This is a genomic window from Mangrovimonas yunxiaonensis (assembly GCF_000733475.1).
Lineage (GTDB): Bacteria > Bacteroidota > Bacteroidia > Flavobacteriales > Flavobacteriaceae > Mangrovimonas > Mangrovimonas yunxiaonensis.
The window spans coordinates 133,281-145,478 of sequence record NZ_JPFK01000003.1; the positions used below are offsets into that span (position 1 = coordinate 133,281).

Sequence of the window (12,198 nt, forward strand, 5' to 3'; positions counted from 1 at the left end):
TATGAATGTTAGCCCGTTAACCACATATCGCAAGCAGCTGCATCAAAACCCGGAACTTTCCGGACAGGAGACGAACACCGCCAAACAAGTCATCGAAACCCTAAAAACGTTTCATCCAACCAACATTATTTCTGGTATTGGCGGGCCTAGCTTTGTTGCAATTTTTGATAGTGGCAACCCAGGAAAAACAATTATGTTTCGAGCAGAATTAGATGCGCTTCCAATTCATGAGGTAAATTCGTTCCAGCACCGTTCAAAGGTTAAAGGTGTTTCACATAAATGTGGGCACGATGGCCATATGGCCATACTCCTTGGGCTTGCCGAACAACTTTACAGCACCCCCATTGCAACAGGAAAAGTAATGTTGCTGTTTCAATCGGCAGAGGAAACCGGTGAAGGTGCAAAAACCGTTTTAAATAACACACTGTTCGAGCCGCTAAAACCCGATTTTATTTTCGCCCTTCACAATGTTCCCGGCTATAAAAAAGGAACCATTATTTGCAAATCTGGCACGTTTACACCCGAAGTGGTAAGCCTAGCCATTACATTGCACGGCAAAACAGCTCATGCCGCCGAACCCGAAAAAGGCATTAACCCAGACGAAGCCATACAACAGCTTATTTACAACATAAAACGGCTGGCTAACCCCAATGAAGCTTCCGATAGCTTTTCGACCATCGCTACGGTTTTCGCCACATTAGGCACTAAAAATTACGGCATTTCGGCAGGCCATGCCGAATTGCATTTTACCCTACGGTGCTGGCAACCAAGGCAACTTAATGCCCTAAAACAAACCATCGCCAAGACCACAGCTAAAATTTGCGACGAGCAACAATTAAAATATACCTTAGATTGGTTTCAGGAATTTTCGGCAAACCAAAATAACAACACAGCCACCAAGCACATAGAAAACGCTGCAAACACTTTAAAATACCAGTACATTTCTAAAGCCCAACCCTTTAAATGGGGTGAGGATTTTGGTCTGTTCACTCAGCATTTTAAGGGCGCTATGTTTGGCCTTGGCGCAGGAGAAAACACCCCTGCCCTACACAATCCAGATTACGATTTCCCCGATGAAATTATAGCAAATGGGGTTTCTATGTTTTACCAAATCTTATCACAAACCAATGCCTAACTCGATTATAGAAATTAACTCGAACGCTTTAAAAAACAACATAAGCTACATTAAATCGCTCTTAGACGAGCACGTTACCATGTCCTGCGTTTTAAAAGGCAATGCCTATGGTCATGGCATATCGGTTATGGTGCCTGCCTTGCAAGCCATTGGCATGAACCATTTTTCGGTGTTTAATTCTTTAGAAGCACGCCAAGTTTTCGAAAAAGCGCAAAACGACTTCTGCATTATGGTTATGGGCGATATTAGCGAAGAAGATGCCGAATGGCTTGTTGAAAACCATATTGAATTTTATGTTTTTAACCTGTATCGCCTTCAATACATGCTAAACATTGCCAAAGCTAAAAACATCCCCTTACAAATTCATCTGGAAATAGAAACCGGCATGAACAGAACAGGCTTTAATAAAAGCGATTGGCAAGAGGTGGTGAACATTATAAAAAACAACAGCAAATACATTAACGTTAAAGGAATTTGCACGCATTATGCGGGCGCAGAAAGCATTAGCAATTACATGCGTGTAAAATTACAGCGCAACATTTTTAAAAAAGCGCTTAAGTACTTTAAAAACGAAGCCATCATTCCAGAACGCATACACAGTTCGTGTAGTGCTGCCATTTTAGCTTTTCCAAAGGACAACTTTAATATGGTTCGCATTGGTATTCTGCACTATGGCCTTTGGCCAAGTAGAGAAACCTTTATCTCCCACATGACCAAGTACAACCTGTCTCAATCGCCTTTGCAGCCTATTTTAACATGGACTTCATACATTATGGACATTAAACATGTTAATAAAGGCGCCTATATTGGGTACGGAAATTCGTATCTTGCGGAAAACAATATGACCATCGCCTCCATTCCTATTGGATATGGATACGGATACAGTAGAAGCCTAAGCAATCAAGGTCGCGTTATTGTAAACAACAAGCGCTTTAGCGTTATTGGCATTGTTAACATGAACATGCTTTTAATTGATATTACAGCCGACCAAAACATAACTATAAACGACAAAGTCATTTTAATAGGAAAACAAGGCGATTACGAAATTACCGTTTCGTCATTTGGAAACCTAACAGACCAACTTAACTACGAAGTACTCTCAAGGATAGACAAAGACATCCCTAGAGTCTTAAAATAACATTATGGCCTATTTTACACTAAACCAAGCATCACTAACCCATAACTACAGATTTTTACAAAAGCTTTTCAACAAAAAAGAGATGTCTTGGGCACCCGTTCTCAAACTGCTCTGCGGCAATGAAAAGTACATCGATTTTGTACTCTCTTTAGGCAAGGAACAAGTTTGCGACGCCCGTATAGCAAACCTTAAAACAATTAAAAAGCTAAAGCCCGAGGTAGAAACCATCTATATTAAACCACCGGCAAAACGCAGCATAAAAAACATTGTTAAATATGCCGATGTGAGCTTTAACACCGAGTTTACAACCATAAAATGGCTTTCTGAAGAAGCCGGCAAGCAAAACAAAGTGCACCGCGTAATTATCATGATTGAGCTGGGCGATTTGCGCGAAGGTATTATGGGAGACCACTTAATGGATTTTTACGAGAAAATATTCGAACTGCCCAACATAAAGGTTGTAGGCATTGGTACCAACCTTAATTGTTTAAGTGGGGTAATGCCCAGCAAGGACAAACTTATACAACTGTGCCTATACGAGCAACTAATCGAAGCTAGGTTTAACCAAAAAATTGAGGGGGTAAGCGGCGGCTCTTCTGTTATGGTACCGCTATTGTTAAAAGGTATCGTACCACAAGGCATTAACCATTTTAGAGTTGGGGAAACCTTGTTTTTTGGCACCGATTTGTTTGAAAACAACACCATAGAAGGCATGAAGGACGATGTGTTTACCCTGCACTCCGAGATTATCGAAATTACCGAAAAACCCAGTGTGCCCTATGGCGAATTGGACAAAAATCCCTCGGGAGAAATGTTTGAAGTAGATGAAAACAAGTTTACCGAAATTCAAAAAAGAGCTATTTTAGACATTGGCCTACTGGATATTTCTAAAGTCGATTTCCTAAAACCACAGGACCCCTCATTAAACTTTGTTGGTGCCAGCTCTGATATGCTGGTCATAGACATCACCAAAGCCAACAGAACCTATAAAATTGGAGACATTATTAGCTTTAGAACCGATTATATGGGAGCCCTTCGTGTTATGAATTCAGAATATATTGAAAAACGCCTAATATAAATGTTTTGACACGGGTGCGTCTTCATAAAAATCTTCGAATGTCTTGTTGGTTTTATAGGCATCTTTTAACACCCTAAAAACGGTTACAACAACCATTATTTGCCCTAGAACCACAACAAAAAACACCCTGCCAAAGGACAAATCTAAGGCTGCCATAATGGTTACCACAACCAATAACAATGTGGTAATAACAACATAAAAAATGGCCGAAAGTTTCATTTTTCTTCTTAAGTTAAGAAAAATGACGTAAAATTTAGCTTAATCCTATGTTAAACATTTACTGAAATAGCAACGACCAAACCTTCGTTCCCCCTAACATTAAACACCGTATTGTCTTCAAAAATTAAATACTGTCCCTTTATGCCCACCAATTTCCCTGTGTAGTGTTTGGATTTTTCCAGATTAAGACTTTTGGGTTTTTCGGGGTATTGGCTAACGGGAAATTGTAAAAGCGTTTCGGTATTGCTTTCAATAACATACGCTAACGCCTCATTGGGGATGTAGGGCTTTAAACGGTCGCGCCAAACCACCAAATCCTCGTCCTTTATATCGTTCTTAAGCATGGTACGCCAATTGGTCTTATCGCTTATATGTTCTTTTAAAGCCACCTCGGTTATTCCAGCCAAATAGCGGTTTGGTACCTCAACAATCTCAATAGCCTCATGGGCTCCCTGATCTATCCAGCGTGTTGGCACCTGGCTTTTTCGGGTAACCCCCACCTTTACATTGCTCGAATTGGCCAAATACACAATATGTGGTTGTAGCTGCGCCTTTTTTTCGAACGCTAGGTCGCGATCTTCCTTACCTAAATGTGCTTTACTTAATTCTGGTCGCATAACCCAATCGGCTGCTTGTGGCACATCAAAAAAGCAACTTTTGCAAAACCCCTGACGGTAAATTGGCTTGTTTAAACCACAGTTTAAGCACTGGTATTCAACAAACGCCAGTGTAATGGTTTTATCCAGCAATTGGTTTACGTTTATAAAATCGGTTTCAAACACCAAATAATATTGAATGGGGTCTAAAAATTCGCTAGCCATTTTTGTAAGCACACCTTGGTAGGTCATAAAAAAAAGTATTATTTTTATTTTTTAAAGATAATGCAAATATGCCAATTCCTTTAGTAAATTCTATTGCTTCCTGGTTTTTAAAAAAACGGTTTCACCAAATTGAATTGTTTTTAAAATACCCTAACGAAGTCCAACAGGAATTGCTATTCCACCTACTTTCAAAAGCCAAAGATACCGAGTTTGGTAGGGCGTACGATTTTAGTTCGATTAAAGATTACGCCACATTTGCCGAGCGTATTCCTATTTCTTCTTACGAAGATTACCACGATGCTATTGAACGCTCACGACAAGGCGAACACAACATTTTCTGGCCTCAGCCCATAAAATGGTTTGCCAAATCCAGCGGCACCACTAATAGTAAAAGTAAGTTTATTCCTGTTAGTGAAGACTCCCTAGAAGACTGCCACTATGCTGCGGGTAAGGATCTGCTATGCATGTACCTTAACAACAATGAGGATTCGCAGTTATTTACAGGAAAAAGCTTACGACTTGGCGGCAGCAAGGAATTGTATAAGGAAAACGGAACGGTATTTGGCGACCTGTCTGCCATATTAATAGACAACATGCCATTTTGGGCCGAATACAGCAGTACACCAAGTAACAAAGTGTCTTTAATGAGCGAATGGGAATCGAAGATGGCGGCTATTGTAAACGAAACCATTCAGGAAAATGTTACCAGCCTTGCTGGCGTGCCTTCTTGGATGCTGGTTTTGCTACACAACGTTTTAGAAAAAACCGGAAAAGACAGCCTGTTTGATGTTTGGCCAAACTTGGAGGTTTATTTTCATGGTGGGGTAAGTTTTGTGCCTTACAAAGCGCAATACAAGCGTATTTTACCAAGAAAGAACTTTAGATATTACGAAATTTACAATGCCTCGGAAGGTTTTTTTGCCATTCAGGACCAAAATACCTCTAGCGAACTCTTGCTAATGCTAGATTATGGCATTTTTTATGAGTTTATCCCCATGGAGACTTATGGCACAAAAAACGAGCGCATCATTCCATTAAGTGGTGTTGAGAAAGATAAAAATTATGCCGTTATTATTACCACAAATGCCGGACTGTGGCGTTATCAAATTGGCGATACCGTAAAATTCACCTCAACACACCCCTATCGTATAAAAATTACAGGCCGCACAAAACACCACATTAATGCCTTTGGCGAAGAATTGATTATTGAAAATGCCGAAGAAGCTCTAAAAAAAGTCTGTAAAAAAACCCAGTCTGAAATTGTAGATTACACCGCTGCTCCTATTTTTATGGAAGGCAAAGAAAAAGGTGCTCACGAGTGGCTGATTGAGTTTAAAACACCCCCTAACGATATTGATTATTTTAACGAGCTCTTGGACAACGCCTTAAAATCACTAAACTCCGACTACGAAGCCAAGCGCTACAACAACATGACCTTAAACAAACCAAAAGTACATCTGGCCAAAGCCAACTTGTTTTACGATTGGCTAAAACAGAACAACAAATTAGGCGGGCAACATAAAGTCCCTCGTTTATCGAATACCAGAGAGTATATGGATGAACTTTTAAGGATGAACTTTTAAATGCTTTTTACCGAAAAAAATAACCCCGTTTTTTCTCTTAACGAAAATAACGAGGCGTTTATCTAAAAAGCAATAAGGTAATTTTTTTCTTACATTAAAAAGGCTAGTTTTACAATAGCCTTGATAAAATAGCAACGCTTAATAAAAGCGTATTTATATCATGCATTATTAATTAACGTATCCATAGCATAAAAAAAGCCACTTAAAAGTTTTTAAGTGGCTTTTTCTTTTAAACATTCTATAAAGTCTCTAGGGCTCTTTAGATAAACAACCTGCTCTTCATTAATATCATCCTCAATATTCTCTACATTTCCTGAAATGTATAATGGCACATTAGAGCTGGAACAAAATGCATTTATTTTTTCAAATGTTACTTTTTGTATTGGAGTTATAACCATGGTTAACATAATATCTGGAACAACATCTTGAATAATTTGACTTATATTTTCTAACGGCACATTTTGCCCTAAATAATAAACTTTCCACCCTAATTTTCTAGCTAAATAATACGCTAAAAGCAAGCCTATTTCATGGTACTCATCCTCTATTAAAAACATCACGACAGAAGGTGCCCCTTTAGATGGATATGGTAGTAAGTCTATCTCAGTAAATATTTTTTTCTTAATTAAATTTGAAACAAAGTGTTCTTGAAACGGCATAACTTTATCTACACTCCATAAAACTCCTACCCGATTTAAAAACGGGTATACAATCTCCAACACCGTTGTCAACAAGCCTTTATTAATGATTTGAGTTTTTAAAACATTATCAAAAGCTTGCTCATTCATATCTAGCATGCTCGATATCAAGGCATTTATCTCCACCTCATGAGTCTCGTTAGAAATCTGATTGGTTACAGCTTTGTGAATTTCATCCTCAGACATCTTATCAATTTTTGATATTCTATAACCACTCTTGGTGAGCAAACTAATATTTAAAAGTTTTTTTAGAAGACTGCCCGAATAGTATCTAATGTTTGTGTCTGTTCGCTCCGGTTCAATTAAAGAATAACGCGTCTCCCATTTTCTAAGTGTATGAGCATTAATTCCTGTAAGAGTTACCACTTGAGCCATTGTATATTTACTCATGTCTAATTTTTTACACCATAAAATTATACATTTTTTTTAAAGAACGGCTAATAAAAAATATTTTGTCTACTTTTTAATGTGATTTTTTAGACATATTGTATTTTTTTATATATTTGTCTAAGTTTAACTTAAAAAAAAGAGACAAAATGAAAACAAAAAAACTATTATTCCTATTATTAAGTGTCGTATTCATTGGCACCTCTTGTAGTAGTGACGACGATAACTCCATGCCTTCAACACCTCCAAGTCAAAAGAATATTGTTGAATTAGCTGTAGATACACCAGAATTATCCACTTTGGTTGATGCGCTCTCAAGAGCAGATGGCAATTTAGTTAGCGTGCTTAGCGGCGATGGACCTTTTACAGTTTTAGCACCAACTAACGATGCTTTTTCAAGCTTTTTAACTGCTAATGGCTTTAATTCCGTAAACGAAGTTCCAAGTGATGTTCTTTCACAAATCTTATTAAATCATGTTATCATGGCTGATGTTGAATCATCAGATTTAATAACTATGGGATCTGGATACACCTCAGGAAGCGCAACCGGAGCTGGCGGTAATAATATTAGTATTTATTTTGACACCTCTAATGGCGTTACTTTTAACAATTCTGGCATGGTTACAACAGCAGATATTGAAGCAAGTAACGGAATTATTCATGTTATAGATGGTGTTTTAGGCTTACCTGACGTTGTTAGCCATGCAGCTAACAATCCAGTATTCTCTAGTTTAGTGGCCGCACTTGGTGCTGCCGATGGTAATTTAGTGTCCGTACTTCAAGGAGATGGACCTTTTACTGTCCTTGCTCCTAACAATAATGCTTTTGACGTATTTTTAGATGGTGCCTCATTAGGAGATGTTGACACGGCTGTGTTATCACAAATTTTATTAAATCATGTTATTGCAGGATCTGCTATTTCTTCAGAAACACTTGTAAATAACAGTGCTGGGTACACTAACACAGCAGCAACTGGTGCTGGAGGGAATAACATGAGTTTATATTACAACACTAATGACGGTGTAACTTTTAATGGTATTTCAACTGTTTTTCAAGCCGATGTTGTTGGAACAAACGGAATTATTCACGCTGTAGATACTGTAATTGATATTCCTACAGTAGTCACATTCGCAACAGCCGACCCTAATTTTTCTACATTAGTTTCTGCTTTAACCGAATTAACCCCAGGAACCGATTTTGCTTCAATTTTATCACGTACCGAAGGAGGAAATGGTGATGGTATAAATCCAGATTTTACAGTCTTTGCACCAACAAATGCTGCTTTTGACGCATTAATTGACAATTTAGGTGGCTTACCAGATGAAAGTACTTTAACAACCGTGTTATTATACCACGTAGCAGGAAACGCAAATGTAACGTCTGGAGATCTTAATACTGGTGCAAATCCAGTAACATCATTACAAGGTGGAAGCTTTACTGTAAACTTACCAGGAACAGGCAGTAATATAGCCGATATAACAGATGGCTCTGGAGCTACAGATATTGGCATTATAGCTGTAGATGTACAAGCTGGAAATGGTGTTATACACGCCCTTAATAAAGTTATGCTCCCTAATTAATGGCCTCGCTAATTTAATTAAAGCCGATAGACTACACGCTATCGGCTTATTTAAAAATCATTAAATGAATTCAAAAAAAATTGTTGTCATTGGATCAGGATTTTCTTCGCTCTCTGCAGCCTGTTATTTAGCAAAACAAGGTTATAAAGTGACAGTCCTTGAAAAAAACAACACCATTGGTGGGCGTGCGAGGCAATTAAAAAAAGAGGGGTTTACTTTTGATATAGGCCCAACATTTTACTGGATGCCTGATGTTTTTGAACGGTTTTTTAATGATTTCAATAAAACGACATCAGATTTTTATACCTTAAACAAGCTCAACCCTGCATATCAAATTTATTTTGGCAAGAAAGATTCCATAAGCATATCTGAAAATTTTAATGCTATAAAGCAAACCTTTGAAAATCTTGAAAAAGGAAGCGGAAAGAAGCTAGAACTATTTATTAACAAAGCTGAGGAAAATTATAACATTGCTATAAAAGACTTGGTTTATAAACCAGGTGAAAATCTTTTTGAAATTATTAACCTTAAAACGGTTTTTAAGTTGCATGAGTTCATTTTAACCATTTCAAAACAAGTTTCTAAATCGTTTAAAAATAAAAAACTAAGAAAAACATTAGAATTTCCTGTATTATTTCTTGGTGCGAAACCCAACAACACACCTTCTTTCTATAATTTTATGAATTATGCCGATTTTAAACTTGGCACATGGCATCCAAAAGGAGGCATGTACCAAGTTATTGAAGGTATCGTAAAACTAGCTAAAAGTTTAGGTGTAGATATTCGCACCAATTGCGAAGTCAAAAAAATAATTACCAAAAACGACAATACCGTTACTGGAGTAAACACAAACTCTGGTTATTTTGATTGCGATATTTTATTAAGTGGCGCAGATTATCATCATACAGAAACGCTACTTCCTAGTCGTTTAAGACAATACACTAAAAACTACTGGAACAACAAAACATTTGCGCCCTCTGCATTGTTATTTTATGTTGGCATAAACAAGAAGCTAAATAACGTATCTCATCATACCCTATTTTTTGATACTGATTTTGAAACTCATGCTAAGACCATTTACGACACTAAAGAATGGACAGAAAAGCCTTTATTCTATGCCAGTTTCCCAAGTATATCAGACGACACAATTGCCCCTAAAAACAAGGAAGCAGGTATTTTTTTAATTCCTATTGCACCCGACATAAAAGACACTCCAGAGATTAGAGCCACCTACTTTAATCAACTACTTGACCGCATTGAAAACATCACAGAGGAACCTCTTAAAGAACATATTCTTTTTCACGAATCGTATTGTGTAAATGATTTTAAACAAGACTATAATTCCTACAAAGGAAATGCTTATGGATTAGCAAACACTTTAATGCAAACCCACATTCTTAGACCTAAACTAAAAAGCAAAAAACTAAACAATCTTTATTTCTGCGGACAATTAACTGTGCCAGGGCCAGGCGTTCCACCATCTTTAATTTCTGGTAAAATTGTTAGCAATTTAATTAGTAAACACCATGTGCAATGAAAGCCTTATTTGACACCTCTAGCTTAAAATGTAGTGAAATTATCACTAAAACCTATAGTACATCTTTCTCTTTAGGCATTAAGTTATTTGCGCCTTCAATAAGGCCTAATATATATGCTATTTATGGTTTTGTTAGATATGCTGATGAAATTGTAGATTCGTTTACAAATTATAATCAAGAGACTCTTTTTAAAGACTTCGTTGAAGATTACCATAAAGCTCTTAAATATAAAATTAGCCTAAATCCTATTATTAATGCTTTTCAAGAGGTTGTTCATAAATACAAATTACATGCTTATGTTGAAGATTTTCTTAAACGTATGGAAGCCGATTTAACGGTTTATGATTACACAACTAAAGAAGATTTTGAAAATTATATTTATGGATCTGCTGATGTGGTAGGATTAATGTGTTTAAGGGTTTTTGTAAATAATGATGAAACTAAATTTCAAGAGTTAAAACAAGCCGCTAAACATTTAGGATCAGCGTTTCAGAAAGTAAATTTTTTAAGAGATTTCAAAGACGATACACAAACCCTTGGTAGATCGTATTTTCCTAATCTTCAAAATAACACCCTAAACAACTTAACCAAACAAGAAATTATAGATGATATCGAATTGGATTTTAATGAAGCTTATAAAGGTATTATTCAATTGCCTATAGAAAGTAGACTTGGTGTTTATATTGCTTACAGGTATTATTTAAAACTTTTAAAAAAGCTAAAAAGCACCGATTCAGAGCATATTACAAACAAACGCATACGCATTTCTAATGGCATAAAGTTATTCATCCTTACAAAATCGTACATACGCTATAAACTTCATGCTTTTTAAAACTACGTATTAATTCTTAAATTTAATCATGTTGATCTTAATTTATATTATAGCAACTATTGCAACCTTTATAAGCATGGAAGCTGTAACTTGGCTAACACACAAGTATATCATGCATGGCGTTTTATGGTTTTTACACAAAGATCATCATCAGCCAAAGTACACACATCCTTTTGAAAAAAATGACGCCTTTTTTGTAATATTTGCCATCCCTAGTATTCTATTGTTTTATTTTGGACTAGCACCAAACTTAAATATTTTATTTTTTATAGGTTTAGGTATTCTTTGTTACGGTATTGCTTATTTTTTAATTCATGATGTACTCATTCACCAACGTTTTAAATGGTTTAAAGACACAAAAAACAAGTTCCTTTTAGGATTAAGAAAAGCTCACAAAATACACCACAAGCATTTAGGGAAAGAAGACGGCGAATGTTTTGGCATGCTGTATGTCCCTAAAAAATATCACAATCAATATAAATAATGCATTCCTATACCTACTTACTAGTAAATTTAAGCTGTATTGCTATCCCTTTAATAGCTAGTTTCTACCCAAAACACCCGTTTTACAAAGATTGGAGCGCCTTTTTAAAAGGCAACATTTTAACAGCTACATTATTTATTGCTTGGGATGCTATGTTTACCCAAATGGGTATTTGGGGCTTTAACAAACACTACTTAATCGGTTTTCAAATAGGCAATTTGCCTCTTGAAGAAATTCTATTTTTTATTTGTATTCCTTTTGCTTGTGTATTTAGTTATTTTGCGCTTAAACACCTTATTAAACAAAACCCTTTAGAAAAAATTCAACATTCTATCACTCTCATTTTAATTGTTGTTTTTCTATTGCTAGCTATCTTTAATTACAACAAACTATACACAAGTGTAACCTGCTTAAGTACAAGCTTGTACTTAAGCTTCCTAAGTATAAAAAAAGTTAATTTATCTTATTACTACTTAGCCTTCTTATTTGTCCTTCCTTTTTTTTATTTAAGTAATGGCATTTTAACCGGCAGCCTTCTTGTTAATCCTATTGTTTGGTATAATGATGCAGAAAACTTAGGTTTTAGAATTAGCAACATCCCTATTGAAGATAGTATTTATGGTTTACTTTTAATATTTATGAATATTAACTTTTACACCTACTTTAAAGCAAAAAAGTCTACTTAAAATTAAGTAGACTTTTTAC

The 12,198-nt window shown here is 36.2% G+C and carries 12 protein-coding genes; 9 read left to right on the plus strand and 3 right to left on the minus strand.

From position 1 onward, the window contains the following. Position 1 precedes the first annotated feature (1 nt). From IA57_RS02775 to IA57_RS02785, 3 genes are read left to right on the plus strand one after another with little or no spacing between them, the layout of a single operon-like run. Positions 2 to 1,135, plus strand: coding sequence for an amidohydrolase (locus IA57_RS02775; protein ID WP_036118986.1), 1,134 nt, complete (start codon positions 2 to 4; stop codon positions 1,133 to 1,135). Next, the gene (gene alr / locus IA57_RS02780; RefSeq protein ID WP_036118988.1) at positions 1,128 to 2,273 is read left to right on the plus strand and encodes an alanine racemase; all 1,146 of its coding nucleotides are present in this window, start codon (positions 1,128 to 1,130) and stop codon (positions 2,271 to 2,273) included. The genes IA57_RS02775 and alr overlap by 8 nt, the downstream gene beginning before the upstream one ends. 4 nt (positions 2,274 to 2,277) lie before the next feature. Continuing rightward, entirely contained in the window at positions 2,278 to 3,351 is a 1,074-nt protein-coding gene (locus IA57_RS02785; RefSeq protein ID WP_036118990.1) for an alanine racemase, read from the plus strand. Here the strand turns inward: IA57_RS02785 and IA57_RS02790 are convergent. Together IA57_RS02790 and IA57_RS02795 are read right to left on the minus strand one after the other, a co-directional pair. After that, on the minus strand, positions 3,343 to 3,570 hold the full coding sequence (locus IA57_RS02790; RefSeq protein WP_036118992.1) for a hypothetical protein: 228 nt from the start codon (positions 3,568 to 3,570) through the stop codon (positions 3,343 to 3,345). The genes IA57_RS02785 and IA57_RS02790 overlap by 9 nt on opposite strands. A gap of 50 nt (positions 3,571 to 3,620) precedes the next feature. Next, positions 3,621 to 4,418, minus strand: coding sequence for a DUF2797 domain-containing protein (locus IA57_RS02795; protein WP_036118994.1), 798 nt, complete (start codon positions 4,416 to 4,418; stop codon positions 3,621 to 3,623). A 41-nt stretch (positions 4,419 to 4,459) separates the two neighbouring features. Between IA57_RS02795 and IA57_RS02800 the strand changes: the two genes are divergently transcribed. After that, positions 4,460 to 5,974: a GH3 auxin-responsive promoter family protein gene (locus IA57_RS02800; protein ID WP_036118996.1), complete on the plus strand. Its 1,515-nt coding sequence runs from the start codon at positions 4,460 to 4,462 to the stop codon at positions 5,972 to 5,974. Between the two features lie 212 nt (positions 5,975 to 6,186). Here IA57_RS02800 and IA57_RS02805 read toward each other — a convergent pair whose 3' ends face one another. Next, a complete protein-coding gene (locus tag IA57_RS02805; protein ID WP_036118997.1) occupies positions 6,187 to 7,062 on the minus strand; it encodes a MerR family transcriptional regulator in 876 nt (291 codons plus the stop codon). Positions 7,063 to 7,289: 227 nt separating this feature from the next. Here IA57_RS02805 and IA57_RS02810 point away from each other — a divergent pair, with 227 nt between their 5' ends. From IA57_RS02810 to IA57_RS02830, 5 genes are all read left to right on the plus strand, one after another. Then, on the plus strand, positions 7,290 to 8,639 hold the full coding sequence (locus IA57_RS02810; protein WP_229730277.1) for a fasciclin domain-containing protein: 1,350 nt from the start codon (positions 7,290 to 7,292) through the stop codon (positions 8,637 to 8,639). A gap of 64 nt (positions 8,640 to 8,703) precedes the next feature. Then, entirely contained in the window at positions 8,704 to 10,176 is a 1,473-nt protein-coding gene (locus IA57_RS02815; RefSeq protein ID WP_036118999.1) for a phytoene desaturase family protein, read from the plus strand. Next, on the plus strand, positions 10,173 to 11,009 hold the full coding sequence (locus IA57_RS02820) for a phytoene/squalene synthase family protein (protein ID WP_036119001.1): 837 nt from the start codon (positions 10,173 to 10,175) through the stop codon (positions 11,007 to 11,009). The genes IA57_RS02815 and IA57_RS02820 overlap by 4 nt, the downstream gene beginning before the upstream one ends. Before the next feature lie 28 nt (positions 11,010 to 11,037). Continuing rightward, positions 11,038 to 11,493 (plus strand): sterol desaturase family protein, encoded by a 456-nt coding sequence (locus IA57_RS02825; RefSeq protein WP_036119004.1) that lies wholly within the window; start codon positions 11,038 to 11,040, stop codon positions 11,491 to 11,493. Next, entirely contained in the window at positions 11,493 to 12,179 is a 687-nt protein-coding gene (locus tag IA57_RS02830) for a lycopene cyclase domain-containing protein (RefSeq protein ID WP_036119006.1), read from the plus strand. Before IA57_RS02825 ends, IA57_RS02830 begins: the two co-directional genes overlap by 1 nt. Positions 12,180 to 12,198: the final 19 nt, after the last annotated feature.

Bases quoted from the DNA above. Each gene is read 5' to 3' on its own strand.
- IA57_RS02775 (WP_036118986.1), top strand. From the start codon at position 2: ATGAATGTTAGCCCGTTAACCACATATCGCAAGCAGCTGCATCAAAAC.
- alr (WP_036118988.1), top strand. From the start codon at position 1,128: ATGCCTAACTCGATTATAGAAATTAACTCGAACGCTTTAAAAAACAAC.
- IA57_RS02785 (WP_036118990.1), top strand. From the start codon at position 2,278: ATGGCCTATTTTACACTAAACCAAGCATCACTAACCCATAACTACAGA.
- IA57_RS02790 (WP_036118992.1), bottom strand. From the start codon at position 3,570: ATGAAACTTTCGGCCATTTTTTATGTTGTTATTACCACATTGTTATTG.
- IA57_RS02795 (WP_036118994.1), bottom strand. From the start codon at position 4,418: ATGACCTACCAAGGTGTGCTTACAAAAATGGCTAGCGAATTTTTAGAC.
- IA57_RS02800 (WP_036118996.1), top strand. From the start codon at position 4,460: ATGCCAATTCCTTTAGTAAATTCTATTGCTTCCTGGTTTTTAAAAAAA.
- IA57_RS02805 (WP_036118997.1), bottom strand. From the start codon at position 7,062: ATGAGTAAATATACAATGGCTCAAGTGGTAACTCTTACAGGAATTAAT.
- IA57_RS02810 (WP_229730277.1), top strand. From the start codon at position 7,290: ATGCCTTCAACACCTCCAAGTCAAAAGAATATTGTTGAATTAGCTGTA.
- IA57_RS02815 (WP_036118999.1), top strand. From the start codon at position 8,704: ATGAATTCAAAAAAAATTGTTGTCATTGGATCAGGATTTTCTTCGCTC.
- IA57_RS02820 (WP_036119001.1), top strand. From the start codon at position 10,173: ATGAAAGCCTTATTTGACACCTCTAGCTTAAAATGTAGTGAAATTATC.
- IA57_RS02825 (WP_036119004.1), top strand. From the start codon at position 11,038: ATGTTGATCTTAATTTATATTATAGCAACTATTGCAACCTTTATAAGC.
- IA57_RS02830 (WP_036119006.1), top strand. From the start codon at position 11,493: ATGCATTCCTATACCTACTTACTAGTAAATTTAAGCTGTATTGCTATC.